This window comes from Dactylosporangium sp. CS-033363, assembly GCF_050942475.1.
In the GTDB taxonomy this organism is placed as follows: Bacteria; Actinomycetota; Actinomycetes; order Mycobacteriales; family Micromonosporaceae; genus Dactylosporangium.
The window spans coordinates 6,776,442-6,793,157 of the sequence record NZ_CP192032.1; the positions used below are offsets into that span (position 1 = coordinate 6,776,442).

General features: G+C 71.7%; 14 protein-coding genes. 7 read left to right on the plus strand and 7 right to left on the minus strand.

Annotated features, from left to right (window positions below):
* Window positions 1-54: 54 nt before the first annotated feature.
* Window positions 55-522 (plus strand): RrF2 family transcriptional regulator, encoded by a 468-nt coding sequence (locus ACQPZ4_RS31360; RefSeq protein WP_433066726.1) that lies wholly within the window; start codon window positions 55-57, stop codon window positions 520-522.
* Between the two features lie 94 nt (window positions 523-616).
* On the opposite strand, the gene yicI is transcribed toward ACQPZ4_RS31360, so the two are convergent.
* The 5 genes from yicI to lipB form a co-directional block, all read right to left on the minus strand.
* The gene (gene yicI, locus ACQPZ4_RS31365; protein ID WP_433043365.1) at window positions 617-2,941 is read right to left on the minus strand and encodes an alpha-xylosidase; all 2,325 of its coding nucleotides are present in this window, start codon (window positions 2,939-2,941) and stop codon (window positions 617-619) included.
* Window positions 2,942-2,951: 10 nt separating this feature from the next.
* Window positions 2,952-3,764 (minus strand): carbohydrate ABC transporter permease, encoded by an 813-nt coding sequence (locus tag ACQPZ4_RS31370; RefSeq protein WP_433043368.1) that lies wholly within the window; start codon window positions 3,762-3,764, stop codon window positions 2,952-2,954.
* Entirely contained in the window at window positions 3,761-4,633 is an 873-nt protein-coding gene (locus tag ACQPZ4_RS31375) for a carbohydrate ABC transporter permease (protein WP_433043371.1), read from the minus strand. Before ACQPZ4_RS31375 ends, ACQPZ4_RS31370 begins: the two co-directional genes overlap by 4 nt.
* Window positions 4,633-5,934 carry an ABC transporter substrate-binding protein gene (locus tag ACQPZ4_RS31380; protein ID WP_433043374.1) on the minus strand — a complete coding sequence of 434 codons (1,302 nt, stop codon included), beginning with the start codon at window positions 5,932-5,934 and terminating at the stop codon, window positions 4,633-4,635. Before ACQPZ4_RS31380 ends, ACQPZ4_RS31375 begins: the two co-directional genes overlap by 1 nt.
* 192 nt (window positions 5,935-6,126) lie before the next feature.
* Window positions 6,127-6,753, minus strand: coding sequence for a lipoyl(octanoyl) transferase LipB (gene lipB, locus ACQPZ4_RS31385; RefSeq protein WP_433066729.1), 627 nt, complete (start codon window positions 6,751-6,753; stop codon window positions 6,127-6,129).
* 270 nt (window positions 6,754-7,023) lie between these two features.
* Between lipB and ACQPZ4_RS31390 the strand changes: the two genes are divergently transcribed.
* A complete protein-coding gene (locus ACQPZ4_RS31390; RefSeq protein WP_433043377.1) occupies window positions 7,024-10,320 on the plus strand; it encodes a PAS domain S-box protein in 3,297 nt (1,098 codons plus the stop codon).
* 194 nt (window positions 10,321-10,514) lie between these two features.
* Here the strand turns inward: ACQPZ4_RS31390 and ACQPZ4_RS31395 are convergent, their stop codons facing one another.
* Window positions 10,515-11,363 carry a hypothetical protein gene (locus ACQPZ4_RS31395; RefSeq protein ID WP_433043380.1) on the minus strand — a complete coding sequence of 283 codons (849 nt, stop codon included), beginning with the start codon at window positions 11,361-11,363 and terminating at the stop codon, window positions 10,515-10,517.
* A gap of 61 nt (window positions 11,364-11,424) precedes the next feature.
* On the opposite strand from ACQPZ4_RS31395, the gene ACQPZ4_RS31400 reads away from it, so the two are divergent.
* From ACQPZ4_RS31400 to ACQPZ4_RS31420, 5 genes are read left to right on the plus strand one after another with little or no spacing between them, the layout of a single operon-like run.
* Entirely contained in the window at window positions 11,425-12,459 is a 1,035-nt protein-coding gene (locus ACQPZ4_RS31400; RefSeq protein WP_433043383.1) for a trypsin-like peptidase domain-containing protein, read from the plus strand.
* A gap of 14 nt (window positions 12,460-12,473) precedes the next feature.
* Window positions 12,474-13,460, plus strand: a complete 987-nt coding sequence (locus ACQPZ4_RS31405) for an AAA family ATPase (RefSeq protein WP_433043385.1) — start codon at window positions 12,474-12,476, stop codon at window positions 13,458-13,460.
* A 3-nt stretch (window positions 13,461-13,463) separates the two neighbouring features.
* On the plus strand, window positions 13,464-14,345 hold the full coding sequence (locus ACQPZ4_RS31410) for a DUF58 domain-containing protein (RefSeq protein ID WP_433043388.1): 882 nt from the start codon (window positions 13,464-13,466) through the stop codon (window positions 14,343-14,345).
* Window positions 14,342-15,283, plus strand: a complete 942-nt coding sequence (locus ACQPZ4_RS31415; protein ID WP_433043391.1) for a VWA domain-containing protein — start codon at window positions 14,342-14,344, stop codon at window positions 15,281-15,283. The genes ACQPZ4_RS31410 and ACQPZ4_RS31415 overlap by 4 nt, the downstream gene beginning before the upstream one ends.
* A complete protein-coding gene (locus ACQPZ4_RS31420; protein ID WP_433043394.1) occupies window positions 15,283-16,389 on the plus strand; it encodes a VWA domain-containing protein in 1,107 nt (368 codons plus the stop codon). Before ACQPZ4_RS31415 ends, ACQPZ4_RS31420 begins: the two co-directional genes overlap by 1 nt.
* Here the strand turns inward: ACQPZ4_RS31420 and ACQPZ4_RS31425 are convergent.
* The gene (locus ACQPZ4_RS31425) at window positions 16,352-16,651 is read right to left on the minus strand and encodes a PASTA domain-containing protein (protein WP_433043397.1); all 300 of its coding nucleotides are present in this window, start codon (window positions 16,649-16,651) and stop codon (window positions 16,352-16,354) included. The genes ACQPZ4_RS31420 and ACQPZ4_RS31425 overlap by 38 nt on opposite strands.
* Window positions 16,652-16,716: the final 65 nt, after the last annotated feature.

The following is a 16,716-nucleotide window of genomic DNA, read 5'->3' on the forward strand; positions in this document are numbered from 1 at the left end:
ACAGACTCTACCCGGACACAGCCTGTCCGAGTCAAGTAGGATGGGCGGGTGAAGATGTCGGGTGGCGTCGAGTGGGCGCTGCACTGCTGCGTGGTGCTGACCGCGGCGCGCGGGCCGGTGCCCGCCGCGCGCCTGGCCGAGCTGCACGACGTCTCGGGCAGCTACCTCGCCAAACAGCTGCAGAGCCTGGCCCGCGCCGGGTTGATCCACTCGGTGCAGGGACATGCCGGCGGCTATGCGCTTACCCGGGATCCGGCCGACATCACCGTGCTGGACGTGGTCGAGGCGGTCGACGGGGCCAGTCCGGCCTTCGTGTGTACCGAGATCCGCCAGCGCGGCCCGCTCGCCACCCCGGCCGAGGCCTGCACCACCCCGTGCCCGGTGCACCGCGCGATGATGACGGCGGACGAGGCGTGGCGCGCCGCACTCAAGAGCCAGACGATCGCGGACCTGGCCGTCAGCGTGACGGCCACCTCCGGCCCGGCCACGTTCGACATCGTCCGCGAATGGCTGGACACCTAAACGAGAAATAGGGCCGGCGCCACCCCACACTCGGCGCCGGCCCAGCTCTGCAAGGGCCCGGCATACGTCAACACGCACGCCGGGCCCGGATGGTTCACTCCAGCAGCCGCACGATCACGTGCTCGTCGCCCGCGTCCGCCTCGACGCAGACGTCGTCACCGCTGGAAGACAGCCGGCCGGCGTCGACGGCCGCCACCGCGGTGACGCCGGCCAGCTGCACCCGCCAGCGCGCCGCGCTCCCACCGCGGCGCACCTCGACGACGGTGCCGGCCCGGCGCACGGTGAACGTGGCGGCGGGCCGGCCCTGCGGGGTCGGAACCTCGACGGTGACGCTGTCGCCGTCGCCGAACTCGAACAGGCGCAGCGTCACCCCGTCGTCGTACTCGTAGTCGGGGCGGTCGTCGCGCGCCCCCAGTGCGATGACCGAGCCGGGCCGGGCCAGCACCGGCAGGTCGCCGAGCCCGTACCGGCGCCGGACCCAGCCCGGCCCGGTCAGCACCTCCCCGCTGCGCAGGTCCGTCCAGCGACCCGCGGGCAGGTAGAACGTGGTGTCGCCGTCGGCGCTGAACACCGGGGCGACGAGGATCGAATCACCGAGCAGGTACTGGCGGTCGAGCTGCGCACAGCCCGGGTCCTCCGGGAACTCCAGGGCCATCGGGCGCATCACCGGGATGCCGTCGCGGTGGGCGGTGACGGCGGCGGCGTAGAGGTACGGCATCAGCCTCGCCTTGAACCGGGTGAACTCACCCAGCGTGGCGACGGCGGTGTCGCCGAACAGCCACGGCACCCGGTAGGACTCGTTGCCGTGCAGGCGGCTGTGCGAGGACAGCAGGCCGAAGGGGATCCAGCGGGTGAAGACCGCCGGGTCGGGGGTGCCCTCGAAGCCGCCGATGTCGTGGCTCCAGAACCCGAACCCGGACATCGCCAGGGACAGCCCGCCGCGCAGGCTCTCGGCCATCGACGGGAACGTCGACTCGCAGTCACCGCCCCAGTGCACCGGGAACTGCTGGCCGCCGGTCGTCGCGGAGCGGGCGAAGAGCACCGCCTCGCCCTCGCCGCGGTGCTCGCGCAACAACGTGAAAACGGCCTCGTTGTACAGGTGCGTGTAGTAGTTGTGCATGCGCAGCGGGTCGGACCCGTCGGCCCAGGCCACGTCCGTCGGGATCCGCTCGCCGAAATCGGTCTTGAAGGCGTCCACGCCGAGGTCGAGAAGGGCTCGGAGCTTGCTCTTGTACCACGCTGTCGCCGCCGGATTCGTGAAGTCCACGAGGCCCATGCCGGCCTGCCACAGGTCCCACTGCCAGACGTCGCCGTTGGGGTAGGTGACCAGGTACCCGGCCGCCGCGCCCTCGGCGAAGAGCTTGGAGCGCTGGGCGATGTACGGGTTGATCCAGACGCAGATCTTCAGGCCCCGCGCCTTGAGCCGCGCGAGCATGCCGGCCGGGTCCGGGAACGTCTCCGGGTCCCACTCGAAGTCGCACCAGTGGAACTCGCGCATCCAGAACGTGTCGAAGTGGAACACCGACAGCGGCAGCCCGCGCTCGGCCATCTCGTCCACAATGGACGTCACCGAGGCCTCGTCGTAGTTCGTGGTGAACGACGTCGACAGCCACAGCCCGAAGGACCAGGCGGGGGGCAGCGCCGGGCGGCCCGTGAGCGCCGTGTACTTGCGCAGCACGTCCTTGGGGCTCGGGCCGTACACGACGAGGTATTCCAGGATCTGCCCGGGCACGCTGAACTGCACGCGGGACACGGCCTCGGACCCGACCTCGAAGGACACCGGGCCGGGGTCGTTGACGAACACGCCGTAGCCGCCGCTGGTGACGTAGAACGGGACGTTCTTGTAGGCCTGCTCGCTGCTTGTGCCGCCGTCGGCGTTCCACACGTCGACGGTCTGGCCGTTCTTGACCAGCGGGCCGAAGCGCTCGCCGAGGCCGTAGACCGTCTCGCCCACGCCGAGCTCCAGCTGCTCGCGCACGAAGTGACCGTCCACCGTGGACAGCGCGGCCATCGCCTTGCGGGGACTGGCGGTGAGCACCCGGCCACCGGCCGTGAACTCCAGGCGCCACTGGTCGCCGAGGGCGAAGCGGGCGCTGAGCTCGCCGGACGTGAACGTGGCGTGCTCCTCGTCCCGGGTCACCTTGGGCGAGGCGGCCGGGTCGGCCTCGACGCGGAAGTGCGGCCCGCGGTCGACCCCGCCGGCGTACCGGGTGATGCGCACCGCGATCACGTCCGGGGCCGGGGCGGTGCACTGCACGGTGAGCAGCGGCATGTTGAGCGTGTCCCCGCGGTCCACCACGCGCTTGGCCGGCGCGTAGACCGTGAGCCGGTCGGCGCGGACCTCGACGTCGCGAACGTGCACGGGGTACTGCGGCTCGACGCCGTCGCGCAGCCGCCAGTACCCGTCGGTGAACTTCATGCGGGCTCCCTCATTTGACTGCCCCGGCGGTCACGCCCCTGGTCAGGGTGCGCTGGAAGATCAGGAAGAACAGCAGCGCGGGCAGGATGCCCAGCAGCGCCGATGCGCTCGTCGCGGTGGCGTCGAGATCGTGCTCGCCCTGCAGCAGGGCGAGCGCCAGGGGCACGGTCTGGTTGCTGTTGGAGACCAGGAAGACGAGCGGGATGAACAGCTCGTTCCAGGTCCAGACGAAGAAGAACGTGAACAGCACCGCGAGGGTCGGGCGGCTGACCGGGGCGACGACCCGCACGAGGGTGCGCAGCCGGCCGGCGCCGTCCATCGCGGCCGCGTCCAGCAGCTCGGACGGGAACTCGGCCAGCACGGAGGAGAGCAGGAAGGTGCCGAACGCGCTCTGGATCGCCGTGAAGATGACGATCACGGTGAGCTGGGAGTCGTAGAGGTCGGCCTCGGTGGCGAGGTGGTAGAGCGGGTAGATCAGGCTCTCCTGCGGTACCAGGTTGGCCACCAGGAACGCGGCGAGGAACCAGCGGCGGCCGCGGACCCGGCCGATACCGAGGGCGTAGGCGTTGAGCAGCGAGAAGCCGACGCCCAGGACCGCGACCGCGCCGGAGATCACGGCGCTGTTGACGAGGGTCCGGCCGAAGTTCGCGCGGATCCAGAACGCCTTGATGCCCTCGAACGACACGTGGGTCGGCAGGCCGAGCGGCCCGACGTTCGCGTAGTCCTGCGGGGTCTTCACCGCGTTGATGAGGATGAGCCAGAACGGCGCGACGACGATGAGCACGACGGCGACGAGCGCGGCGAGCACGAGGTATTTCCTCATCGCGACTGTACCCGGATGAAGGCGAACGTCAGCGCCACGATGAGCACCGCGAGCACCGTGGAGATGGCGGACGCGTAGCCGACGTTGACGGTCTGGAAGTACTGCTGCCACGCGAAGTACGACGGCACGAGCGTGGCGTTGCCGGGCCCGCCGCCGGTGAGCACGAAGATCTGCGCGAACACCTTGAGCGCGGCGATCGTCGTGGTGATGAGCACGACGCCGATCTCCGGCCGGATCTGGAACAGCGCGATCCGGGTGAAGCGCTGCCACCAGCCGGCGCCGTCGAGCGAGGCGGCCTCGTACAGCTCGGGGTCGACGCGTTGCAGCCCGGCCATGAACATGACCACCGGGTAGCCGATCTGCACCCACACCATGACCGCCATGACGGTGTACAGCGCGTAGTGCTCGTCGCCCAGCCAGTTATGGGCCAATTTTTGTAAATGTAGTTTGATCAAGATGGAGTTCAGCACCCCGTAGTTCGGGTGCAGGATCCAGCCCCAGACGATGCCGGTGACCGCCAGGGGCAGCACCTGGGGCAGGTAGAAGCCGGAGCGCAGCGCCCGGGCGGTGCGACCACCCAGGCGCGGCGCGACGTAGTCGAACAGCAGCGCGGCGAGGAACAGGCCGAGCAGCGTCGGCACCACCGCCATCGCGACGATCATGAACGCGATGTTCTTGAACGAGAGCCAGAACCTGTCGTCGTGCAGCAACCGGTCGTAGTTGGCCAGGCCGGTCCAGCGCGGGGTGCCCACGCCGGACCACTCGGTGAAGCTGGTACCCACGGTCATGAGCAGCGGTACCGCCACCACGAGCGTGCACAGCAGCGCACCCGGGACCAGGAACGGCCAGTAGCCCTTGCGACGGGTCATCACTTGCCGACGTTCGCCAGGTTGTCGTTGTACGGCTTGGCGATCTCGTCCAGCACCGCGTCCGGCTTGGCCGAGCCGTTGATCAGCTTCTGGCCGCCGGCCACGAGCACGTCGTAGTACCCGGGTGCCGGCCAGTCGGGGTAGAAGGCGAGGCCGTCCTGCTTGGCGATCGTCTCGTAGTTGGCGATCAGCTCCTTGCTCTTCGCATCCGTGATCTTGTCCGTCTGCGCGGCGACGGGGATGCCGCCGGAGTTGCCGAGCAGGTTCTGGATCTCGGGCTTCATGGTGATGTCGATGAAGTCGTACGCGAGCTGCTTGTTCTTCGCCTTGGCCGGGACCACCCAGAGGTTGCCGCTCGATCCGGGGTAGAGCTTGCTGCCGGGGAACAGGAACGTGCCCCACTGGAACGAGGCCTCCTTGACCATCCGGCCGTACCACCAGCTGCCGGAGATCATGATCGGCGACTTCTGCTGCTCCCAGGCCTGCCCCATGTCCTCGGCCTTGATCCCGGCCGAGTTCTTGTCGATCCAGCCCTTGGCCACCCAGTCGCTGAACGTGTTCGCCGCGTAGGTCCACTGTGGACCGTGGAAGTCCACCTTGTTCTTGTACAGCTGGTAGTCGTCGACCCACCCGCGGTCCGCCTTGGACAGGGCGAGCGAGTAGAGGATCTGCTGGGCCGGGTACTCCGCGCCGCCGAGGCTGATCGGCGTGATCCCGTTGCTCCTGAACGTCTGCATCGCGGTCTCGAGCTGCTCGAGCGTCGTCGGGACCTGCACGTTGTACTTGGCGAACAGGTCCTTGTTGTAGTACGCCATCACGTACTCGGCGTAGTTGGGCACGCCGTACCACTTGCCGCTGCCCATGACGCCGCGCGGGTCGTACTTCGCGGTCGTGGCGAGCCCCGGGCTGAGCGCCTTGCTCCACCCGCGCTTGTCGGCCTCGGCCGAGATGTCGGTGAGCAGCCCCTGCTTGGACAGCAGGCCGGCGCTCGCGTTGCCCTTGTTGTACTCCATGACGTCGGGCGCGTCGTTCGAGTTCAGGATCATGCTGGCGTTCTGCCGGATCTGCTCGAAGCCCTTCTCCTCGAACGTCACCTTCACGCCGGGGTGGGACGCCTCGAACTGCTTGATCGCCTCGGTCCAGGCGATGCCCATGGCGCTCGCCGGGCCCTCGTAGTGCCAGAGCTTCAGGGTCTTGCCGTCGCCCTGCGCCTCGTCGCCGCCGCCACAGGCGGCGAGCGAGCCGGTCAGCGCGAGTACGGCCGCCGCGACAACAGCGGCGCTGCGGGTGCGCGTGAACACGTCTGCTCCTGATGTTGGGGTGTTTGGAGCGCAGCGGTTTTCGCCGCTTCACGGCTTCCGATGGGGTTTGTTCGAAATCCTGTCGAAGCGCTTCGACAGTGAAGCTACGAACTGCCGGGCGGCTTGTCAACAGTTGGCTTTCCCGCCGCAGCGTGCGCCGGGTGCGATCGGGAAACTTCCGCGCTTCGGCGCTTAACGCGCCCCGAGGCGCCTGGCGACCGCGTCGCGCACCTGGCTCATGGTGGGCGCGGGCCGGTTCGCGTCGTCGGCGATCCTGCGCAGCGATGTCATCGTGACCCCGTCGAGGCGGCAGGCGACGAACCGCTCGTACACGCCGAGGTCGGAATCGACGTTGATGGCGAACCCGTGGCTCGTGACGCCGCCCCGGATCCGCATGCCGATGGAGACGATCTTGTGGTGCCCGGGCGTCCACACCCCGACGAGGCTGTCCCCGCCCTTGGGCGTCTCCCGCCGGACGGCCGGGATGCCGAGATCGCCGAGCGCGTCGATGAGCGCGAGCTCGAGCCACCGCACCACGTCGCCGGGCCCGCCCTCGCGCAGGTTCATGATCAGATAGCCGACCAGCTGGCCGGGCCCGTGGTAGGTGGCATGGCCGCCGCGGTCGACCTCGACGACGGGGAGCGATCCGTCCTGGGGCAGATCGGACAGTGCGGTGTGCCGCCCGTACGTCACGACCGGCGGATGCGTCAGCAGGAACAACCGGTCGGGCGCGGTGCCGGCCTGGCGCTCGGCGACCCAGCCGCGCATGGCTTCGGCCGCCTCCAGGTACTCGATCTCGCCGAGGTCGACCCGCACCATCTCCACCACGGGTCCATCCTCCCTCGGCGGTCGCGCCGTGCCACTGGTGCTGCGTCACACCTCGCCGGGCACGCTGCGTCGCGCTAAGCTGAGCGCGCGATGGCGTCCGGCCTGCGCTCCGGCTCGGCTCGCCGGCCGCGGCGGTCACGGCGTGTGACGGAGCCGGAATTATCGAATAACGATTACCGGTAATTCGATAATTCAGTAATCCGGCCGCGGCGGTACGGCGTTCCCGCTCAAGTCGGGCATCGCGCTGCCGATCGGACCGAGGTGAGTGTCGGACTGCGCGGCCGGCTCGGGGAGCGGGCGCGGGCACACCTGTTCGCCGAGGCGTTCGACCACAGTCCGGTGGCGAGGGCGGTCCTCAGCCTCGATCCGAAGACGCTCGGGGTGATCGTCGATTGCAACCCCGCCTTCGCCGGCCTCGCCGGGCGGCGGGCCGAGGCGCTCCTGGGGCACGCGGGCACGATCGTGTTCCCGGCGGTGGACGAGGCGGGCTGGCTGACCACGCTCGGTGAGCTCGGCCGGGAGGCCGGCCGATCAATATCGGTCAGACGGCCGCTGCAGCGGGCTGACGGCGCTCAGGTCTGGGCCGACATCCGGGGGACGGTGGCCCGCGACACCGACGGCGCCGCCTACCTGCTGATCGACGCGAACGTGCTCGAACCCGGGGCCGACCTCGGCGGCGCGGCCGGCCCCGGCGGTGCGGCCGGCCCCGGCGGTGCGGCCGGCCCCGGCGGTGCGGCCGGCCCCGGCGGTGCGGGCGGCCCCGGCGGTGCGGGCGACCTCGGCGGTGCGGCCGCGGGAGCTGAGCGGGTCGGCTCGGAGCAGGCGTTCGAGGACTCCCCGCTGGGCATGGTCATCGCCGGCGGTGACGGGCGGTTCCTGCGGGTGAATGCCGCGTTCGCCCGGCTGCTGGGAAGGCCGGCCGGGGAGCTGATCGGCTGCACGTACGCGTCGCTCACGCACCCCGACGACGTGGCCGAGAGCGACGAGCGGCAGCGGCGGATCCGGACCGATCCGGGGTCGGTGCAGAGCTTCGAGAAGCGGTTCGTACGCCCGGACGGCAGCGTCGTCTGGGCCGCGCTCAGCCTGACCACGATCGCCGGCGACGATCCGGGCCGGCAGCGGCGCCGGCTGGTGCAGGCCGAGGACATCACCGCGCGCAAGGTCGCCGAGGCCAAGGCCGAACGCGCTCTGCGCCAGCTGGAAATGACCATCGCCGTCCAGCGCGACGTCACCGTGGCCGCCGCCGACCGCGACGCGGCCCTGCACCTCATCGCGCGGCGGGTCCTCGACGTCCTGCCGGCCGCCGACGCCTCGACGGTGCAGCTGCTCGACGACTCGCGGCAGGCGCTGCGCGTCGCCGCCGGGACCGGCATGCTCGACATCCCACCCGACCTGCGCATCCCGCTCGACGGCTCATTGCCGGGCCACGCAATCCGCACGCGCACCACCGTGCGCAGCGACGACACCCGCACCGACCCGCGCGCTTCGGCCGCCGTCCGCACCGCCGCCGGCGGCCGATCGATCCTCGCCGCGCCGCTGTTCGGCATGGACGACACGTTCGGGGCGCATGCTGCGCCGTCCCGCCGAACGGCAGCGCACGACGACGCCCCCGCGACGCACGCCGCGCCCTCCCCCCACGCGACAGCGCACGACGACACCACCGAGACGCACGCCGCGCCCTCCCCCCACGCGACAGCGCACGACGACACCACCGAGACGCACGCCGCGCCCTCCCCCCACGCGACAGCGCACGACGACACCACCGAGACGCACGCCGCGCCCTCCCCCCACGCGACAGCGCACGACGACACCACCGAGACGCACGCCGGGCCGTCTCGTCAGGCGGGCGGGTTCGACGACGCGTTCGGGGCGCTCGTGGTGTCGTCGCGGGAGCCGAGAGCGTTCGACGACGCCGACGCGCAGCAGCTGACGTTGCTCGCCGACGCGCTCACCGGGGCGCTGCGGCATTCCGACGCCGTCGATCGGCAGCGGCAGTTGCTGACGCAGGCCGAACGCGCGAACGCGGCCCTGGAGAACGCGAACGCGGCGCTGGAAAGTGCGAACGCGGCGCTGGAGAAGGAGCGGGCGGCGGCCGTCTCCGCCGTCGATCGGCTCGAGCGCAGTGAGCGGCGGTTCGCCGAGGTGTTCGAGCACTCCCCCGTGGCCATGATGGTGGTCTGGCTGCGCGGGGAGGGGCGGGGGCGGATCTCCATGGCCAATCCGGCGTTCGAGGCGCTCCTCGGGTACTCGCCCGAGCGGGCGCACGGGATGCACGTCACCGACTTCCTGCCTGTCGCCGCGCCGCACATCGAGCCGGCCATTCAGGCGCTGGCGGACGGTACCGATGTGCGGACCATCCGGTCGTCGGTGGTGCGGCGCAGCGACGGGTCGACCGTGCCGGTGGCCAGCCATACGTCGGTCATCGTCGGGGACGACGGGCAGCCGGAAGCCGCCGTCGTGCAGATTCTCGACGTGACCGCGCAGCACGTGGCGGCGGCCGCGGCGGAGCGGGAGCATCGGCGGCTGCGGGACACGTTGCAGGCGCAGCGGGACGTGATTGCCGGGGCCGGCGATCGGGAGGAGACGCTGCGGCTCGTGGCCGAGCACGCGGTCGGGCTCTTCCCCGCCGCCGACGGGGCGCTCGTCGAGCTCGTGGACGGGCCGGCCGGGTTGCGGCACGCGGCCGCGTCCGGGGTCGTCGACGGGGACGCCGCGCTGGTGGCGCCGCTGCTCGCGGCCGGGCGCACGATCGGGACGGTGCAGGTCACGGGCGGCGCCGCCGGGGTGTTCGACGAGGCCGACGGGCAGCAGCTGGCGCTGTTCGCCGACGCGGTCAGTGCGGCGCTGCGGCACGCCGACGACGCGGCCGAGCTGGCCTCGCGCAACCGGGATCTCGAGGCGGCGAACCGGCTCAAGCGGGACCTGATCGGCATGCTCGGGCACGAGATCGGCAATCCGCTGGCGGCGATCTTCGGGTACACGGAGCTGTTCGAGGACTGGCCCCGCCTCGACGACGCGCGGCGGGCGAAGATCATGTCCGGGATCGAGCGGCAGGCCCACCGGCTCGACGAGATCGTGCGGGAAGTGCTGCTCATGGTGCGCGCGGACGCGGGGACGCTGCGGGCCGAACGGGTGGCGCTGCCGGTGCGGGAGCAGATCCAGGCCGCCCTGAGCGCGGCCGGGGCCGAGCGGGTTCCATGCATCGGGGCCGATGCCGTGGTGCTGGCCAGCCCGCAGCACCTGCAGCACATCCTGACGAACCTGATCTCCAACGCGGCGAAGTACGGCGGCGGGGTGACGGCGGTGCGCACCGACGTCGCCGGGGACCGGGTGCGCATCCGGGTCGAGGACCGGGGGCCGGGGGTGCCGGAGGAGTTCCGGGCGCGGCTGTTCCAGCGGCTGGCCCGGGCCGATCGCGACGCGGGCAAGGTCGGCGGGACCGGGCTCGGCCTGTACATCGTGCAGAGCCTCGCCCAGGCCAACAACGGCGACGTCCGCCACGAGCCCAACCCCGGCGGCGGCGCCGCGTTCATCGTCGACCTCGAAGCGGCCGCGTGACCCGCCACGAGCCCAACCCGGGCGGCGGCGTCGTGTTCGCCATCGAGCTCGAAGGAGTCGAAGTCGCAGGAGGAGAACTCGAAGCGGCCGCGTGACCCGCCACGAGCCCAACCCGGGCGGCGGCGCCTTGCTCGTCATCGAGCTCGAAGAAGTCGAAGTCGCAGGAGTAGCACTCGAAGCGGCCGGGTGAGGCCCTAGATCACCGCCACCGAGACGGCGCAGACGGGGCGGGCCGGGCCCGGGCGGGAGGTCCAGACCGAGATGCCCGTGCCCGGCAGGACCAGCGCCGCCTCCTCCTCCGCGACCTCGCGACCAGCCGCGGTCAGGGCCGCCCGCACGTCGGCGACGGTGCGCGGGCGCGACGGCAGCAGGTTGATCCCGTCGAGCATCACCGAGCCCGCGCGGGTGACGGTGATCCGGGTGGCGCGGGCCAGGCCGTCGTAGCCGACCGTGAGGCCCTCGTCGAAGAACTGGTCCTCCGCCGGGTACCCGAGGATCGCCACGCCGCCGTTGCGGGTCGCGCGGGCCTCGTCGCGCGGGGTGCCCAGGGCGAGCGCGGTCAGGCCGGCGCCGGGCAGCACCGTGTATGAGGTCAGCGGCGCGACCGCCTCGGGGCCGGCGTCGAACTCCGCGATCCGGGCGCCGGCGCGGCGGGGTGCGTAGGCGGTCACCACCTCCACCTCCCGGCTCTCCGAGAACAGCATCGCCGCTCCCCCGGCCACCACCCACCCCGAGTCGTCGCGCGTCACCGCGACCCCCGCGGCGCGCAGGGCGGCGACCACCTCGCGGGTCTTGCCGTGCAGGGGTACGCCCAGGTGATGTACACCTGACGGCTCATGAATCTCGATGCAGTAGAGGCCCTCGTCGTGCCCGCACGTCAGCTGCACACCGTCGGGATAGTCGTCGGTGAGGTCCACGGCGCCGGCCCCGCGGCGGAACGGCCGGCACGTGCCGAGGGCGGCGCGCAGCTCCCCGCGCGGGGTGCCGAACCGGAACGGGCCGATGCCGCGTCCGGGGGCGACCCACCAGTTACGCTCGTCCATACCCCGGCACTGTAGAGCGCACTCTTACCGTTCTCCGAGCTACCGGGGCTATCTTTGGGCCATGCGCCCTGCCGGGAAGCCCGAGCCGCAGTGGGCCGGACCCGAGGTGACCATCATCCCGGAACCCGGCCAGAGCCAACCCGAAACCGCCGAGCCCGCGCCCTCGTGGCGCTTCCGCCGGCCCGGGCAAATCGACAAAAAGCCCAGCGAACCGGCCGCAAGGCCGGCCTGGCCGCCCACAAAGCCCGCCAAGCCCGCCGCGATCACCGGCTGGCCGAAGCAACAGGAACCCGAGCCGGACGAAGAGCCGCCCAGCCAGAAGCCCGTCGCGCTGAGCCGCCGGGATCTCGCCATCGGCGTCGGCGTGGTCGTCATCGCCATCGTGGTCACCGGCATCCTCGCGTTCCGGGCCGGCGGCGGCGCCCAGCCCACCGCGGCCAACCGCCCGACCGCCGCCGCCTCCCCCAGCGCGTCCGGCCCGCCCACCACGGCGCAGATCTACCAGGCCGTCGCCCCCTCCGTGGTGACCATCGAGACGACCCTGCCCGACGGCGGCGCCACCGGCACCGGCGTGATCGCCAACGCGACCGGCACCATCCTCACCGCGTTCCACGTGGTCAAGGGCGGCACCGCGATCAAGGTCCGGTTCGCCGACGGCACCGAGTCGGCGGCCGAGCTCGACGGGTCCAACCCGGAGATGGACATCGCCACCCTCACCCCGGCGACGCTGCCCGACGTGCTCGTCCCGGCCGTGATGGGCAACTCGGGCCGGATCGCGGTCGGCAACGACGTCGTGGCCATCGGCAACCAGCTCGGCCTGACCAGCAGCACCACCACCGGCGTGATCTCGGGGCTGAACCGCACCGCGGCCAACCCGGACGGCACGAAGCTCACGGGGCTCATCCAGTTCGACGCGGCGGTCAACCCCGGCAGCTCCGGCGGCCCGCTGGTGAACGCCAAGGGTGAGGTGATCGGCATCGTGGTCGCCCTGGCCAACCCCACCTCCGCGGGGACCTTCGTGGGCATCGGCTTCGCGGTCCCGATCGGCGCGGCACTCGGCTCGACAGGACCCGGTGAACCCGGGCCGGAACAATAGGGGTAAGGACAAGCATGGACGGATCGAACGCGACCGCCGTCGAGCAGGTGCTCTACGAGGTCCGCAAGACCATCGTCGGGCAGGACGGCCTCCTCGAGCGGCTCATGGTCGCCCTGCTCAGCCGCGGCCACATCCTCGTCGAGGGCGTCCCCGGCCTGGCCAAGACCCTCGCGGTGAAGGCGCTCGCGGGGGCCATCGGCGGGCAGTTCCACCGGGTGCAGTTCACCCCGGACCTGGTGCCGGCCGACATCGTGGGCACCAGGGTGTACCACCAGCCCTCGGGCGAGTTCCAGGTCGCCCTCGGCCCCGTGTTCACCAACCTGCTGCTCGCCGACGAGATCAACCGGGCGCCGGCCAAGGTGCAGAGCGCGCTGCTGGAGACGATGCAGGAGCGGCAGGTCACGATCGGCCGCGAGACGCACCAGATCCCCAAGCCGTTCCTGGTCATGGCCACCCAGAACCCGATCGAGTCCGAGGGCACCTACGCCCTGCCGGAGGCCCAGGTCGACCGGTTCATGATGAAGGTCCTCGTCGGGTACCCCAGCCCGACCGAGGAGTTCGTGATCGTCGAGCGGGCCATCCTGCCGGAGGCGATCACCCAGGCCGTGGTCGACCCGGAGCGGCTCATCGCGATGCAGCGCGAGGTCGACGAGGTCTACGTGGACCCGTCGCTGATCGAGTACTCGGTGCGGCTCACCAACGCGACCCGCAACCCGGCCGACATCGGGCTGGGCGACCTGACCCGCTACGTCACCTTCGGCGCCAGCCCGCGCGCCTCGATCAACCTGGTGCTCGCCGCCCGGGCGCTCGCGTTCATCCGCGGCCGCGACTACGTGGTGCCCGAGGACCTCGCCGAGCTCGCGCCCGACGTGCTGCGCCACCGCCTCGTGCTCTCCTACGAGGCCCTGTCCGACGACGTCACCCCCGACATGGTGGTCGACCGGGTGCTGGCCGCCGTGCACGTGCCGGCCCCGACCCCGTCGCGCAACGGAAGCCGCTAGCGCATGACCACGGCCGCCGACCGACTGCTGCGCCGCCTGGAGTGGCAGGTGCTGCGCCGCCTCGACGGGCAGTTGCAGGGTTCGTACCGCACCGTCTTCCGCGGCACCGGCATCGACTTCGCCGACCTGCGCGAGTACACGCCCGAGGACGACGTCCGGCACATCGACTGGAACGTGACCGCGCGCCTGGACGAGCCGTTCGTACGGCAGTACACCGAGGACCGGGAACTCACCGCCTGGCTCGTGCTGGACCTCTCGGCGTCGATGCGCTACCAGGACAGCGACGGCAAGGACGCCACGCTCACCGAGCTGGCGGTGAGCCTGGCCCGGCTCATGACGTACGGCGGCAACCGGGTCGGCGCCATCCTCTACGACAACGCCGCGCACCTGGTCCTGCCACCCCGCGCCGGGCGGCAGCACGTCCTGCGCATCCTGCACGAGCTCGAGAAGGCGTCCGCGAAGGCGCCGGCCAGGGGCGCGACCGACCTCGGCGCGATGCTCAGGCTCGCCGCCGCGAACATCCGGCGCCGCAGCCTGGTGTTCGTGGTGTCCGACTTCATCGGCGAGGACTGGGAGCGGGAGCTGACCCGGCTGACGTTCCGCCACGAGGTGGTCGCGATCCGGGTGGTCGACGCCCTCGAGCTGGACCTGCCCGACCTCGGGCTGGTCGTGGTCGAGGACGCCGAGACCGGCGAGCAGATCCTCGTCGACACCGGCGACCCGCAGTTCCAGCTGCGGCTGCGGGCCGAGGTCGACGCGCGGGAGGCGGGCGTGGCCGAGGCGATGCGCCGCTCCGGCGTGCGCGGGCACGTGGTCACCACCGACGAGGACCCGCTGGAGGCGCTGGTCGCCATGGTCCGCGACGCGAAGCGCAGGCGCCGATGACGTTCGAATACCCGCTCCTCGTCGCCGTCGCGGTCATCGCCGCCGCGGCACTGGCCGTGCTGTACTTCCGGCTGCAGCGCCGGGTGCCGATCAAGGCCGGCTCGGCCTGGCGCCGCCACCTGCCGCAGGTGCTGTTCCTCAGCGCGGCGACCCTGATGCTGCTCGCCGTCGCCCGTCCGGCGGCGGTGCTGCCGGTCGCACGCGCTGCCGGTACCGTCATCCTCGCCTTCGATGTCTCCAACAGCATGAAGGCCGACGATGTGCAGCCGACCCGGCTCGACGCGGCCAAGACGGCGGCGACCGAGTTCGTGGCGGCGCAGCCCGACAGCGTCAACATCGGCATCGTCGCCTTCGACCAGGGCGCGCTCACCACGCAGCAGCCCTCCGAGGACCATGACGCCACGACCGCGGCGATCAAGCGGCTGCAGGTCAACGGCGGCACGTCGCTCGGCCAGGCCATCCTCGCCTCGCTCACGGTCGTCGTCGGCAAGCCGGTGAGCCTGCCCAACGCCGACACGGGCGAGCAGGCGCCGGACATCGGGTACTTCGGCAACGCCACGATCGTGGTCCTCTCCGACGGCGAGGACACCGGCGGCCCGGACGCGCTGGCCGCCGCGAGCGTCGCGGCCAAGGCGGGCGTGCGCATCGAGACCGTCGGCGTCGGCACCGTGGACGGGGCCACCGTCGAGGTCGACGGCTACCAGGTCGCGACCTCCCTCAACGAGGACCTGCTGACCCAGATCGCGCAGACCACGGCCGGCAACTACCACCGGGCCGAGAACGCCCAGGCGCTGCACGACGTGTACCAGTCGCTGGACCTGCGGCTGACGACCGAGCGCAAGCCGGTGGAGCTGACCGGCGCGGCCACGGCGTTCGCCGTGCTGCTGCTCTTCCTCGGGGGCATACTGATGACCACCTGGTTCGGACGGATCCTCTGATGTCGCTGACCTGGCCATGGGCCCTCCTGGTGCTGCTCGCGTTCCCGTTGCTGCTGGCCTACCGGTGGTGGAGCCGCCGCCGGCGGCGCAAGGTGGCGGTGACGCTGTCCAGCGTCGCCCTCGTGCGCGCCGCGCTGCCCGGCCGCTCCTCGTGGCGCCGGCGCGTGCCCCTCGCCCTGCTCGCCCTCGGCATCCTCTTCGCCGGTACGGCCGCCGCGCGCCCCCAGGCCTCGGTGGTCGTGCCCGACGACGCCGCGACGATCCTGCTCGCCATCGACGTCTCCGGCTCGATGTGCTCCACCGACGTCGACCCGAACCGGCTCAGCGCCGCGCAGAAGGCGGCCAAGGAGTTCATCGCCGACCACGAGGGCGGCGCGAAGATCGGGCTGGTCGCCTTCTCCGGCACCGCCGGGCTGCTGGTGCCGCCGACCACCGAGAAGGACAAGCTGACCAAGGCCATCGACGGGCTGCGGACCTCCCGCGGTACCGCCATCGGCCTGGCCATCCTCGCCTCGATCGACGCCATCGCCGAGATCAACCCCGACGTGCCCCCGACCGGCGTGGAGGTGCCCGACAACGGCGGTACCGCGGGCCAGAACGGCGACTACGAGCCCGACACGATCGTCATCCTGACCGACGGCCGCAACACCGACGGCGTCGACCCGATCACGGCCGCCGAGCAGGCCGCCGCCCGCCGCCTGCGGGTCTACACGATCGGCTTCGGCACCGACCAGCCCTCGCCGATGGTGTGCTCCAGCAACCAGATCGCCGGCGACCAGAGCTGGCGCGGGGGCGGCCCGGGCGGCGGCGGGGGCTTCGGCTTCGGCGGCCGCGGCCGGTTCCAGGACATGGACGAGCCGACCCTGACCAAGGTCGCCGACATGACCGGGGCCAAGTACTTCAAGGCCGACAACGCCAAGGACCTCGGCGACGTCCTGCGCGACCTGCCCAGCCAGGTCACCCTGCAGCACAAGAAGACCGAGATCAGCGTGTGGTTCGCCCTCGCGGCGGCACTGCTCGTGGTCGGCGCCGTCTTCCTGGCCCAGTGGTGGTCGCGCCCCCGACCGGCTACGGGCAGCCCTTCTCCGGGGCCACGCCGATCGTGATCAGGACCCGGGTCCCGCGGGCCACGATCCGGCCGCCCGCGGGGTCCTGGGCCAGCACGACATCGATGTTCGCGCAGTCCACGGCGGTGGCGGCGGCCACCCCGAGGCCCGCCGTCTTGAGCGTCTTCACCGCGTCGCGGTCGTTGAGCCCGACCACGTCCGGCACCTTGACCAGCAGGTCGGGCGGGGCGGGCGCGGCCATCGCGGGCGACGCCACCAGCAGCAGGGCGGCCCCGAAGGCCGCCGCGACAAGAGTTCTCATGACGGTGAGTATCGGAACGGGCCTTGAAACGCGGTTGAAGCGAGGCTGATTCCGCGCTGATGCGG

What these genes read in the sequence shown, in the direction of transcription:
- ACQPZ4_RS31420 (WP_433043394.1), top strand. Translation starts at nt 15,283, where the DNA reads ATGTCGCTGACCTGGCCATGGGCCCTCCTGGTGCTGCTCGCGTTCCCG.
- ACQPZ4_RS31425 (WP_433043397.1), bottom strand. Translation starts at nt 16,651, where the DNA reads ATGAGAACTCTTGTCGCGGCGGCCTTCGGGGCCGCCCTGCTGCTGGTG.
- ACQPZ4_RS31370 (WP_433043368.1), bottom strand. Translation starts at nt 3,764, where the DNA reads ATGAGGAAATACCTCGTGCTCGCCGCGCTCGTCGCCGTCGTGCTCATC.
- ACQPZ4_RS31400 (WP_433043383.1), top strand. Translation starts at nt 11,425, where the DNA reads ATGCGCCCTGCCGGGAAGCCCGAGCCGCAGTGGGCCGGACCCGAGGTG.
- ACQPZ4_RS31410 (WP_433043388.1), top strand. Translation starts at nt 13,464, where the DNA reads ATGACCACGGCCGCCGACCGACTGCTGCGCCGCCTGGAGTGGCAGGTG.
- lipB (WP_433066729.1), bottom strand. Translation starts at nt 6,753, where the DNA reads ATGGTGCGGGTCGACCTCGGCGAGATCGAGTACCTGGAGGCGGCCGAA.
- ACQPZ4_RS31415 (WP_433043391.1), top strand. Translation starts at nt 14,342, where the DNA reads ATGACGTTCGAATACCCGCTCCTCGTCGCCGTCGCGGTCATCGCCGCC.
- ACQPZ4_RS31360 (WP_433066726.1), top strand. Translation starts at nt 55, where the DNA reads ATGTCGGGTGGCGTCGAGTGGGCGCTGCACTGCTGCGTGGTGCTGACC.
- yicI (WP_433043365.1), bottom strand. Translation starts at nt 2,941, where the DNA reads ATGAAGTTCACCGACGGGTACTGGCGGCTGCGCGACGGCGTCGAGCCG.
- ACQPZ4_RS31395 (WP_433043380.1), bottom strand. Translation starts at nt 11,363, where the DNA reads ATGGACGAGCGTAACTGGTGGGTCGCCCCCGGACGCGGCATCGGCCCG.
- ACQPZ4_RS31405 (WP_433043385.1), top strand. Translation starts at nt 12,474, where the DNA reads ATGGACGGATCGAACGCGACCGCCGTCGAGCAGGTGCTCTACGAGGTC.
- ACQPZ4_RS31375 (WP_433043371.1), bottom strand. Translation starts at nt 4,633, where the DNA reads ATGACCCGTCGCAAGGGCTACTGGCCGTTCCTGGTCCCGGGTGCGCTG.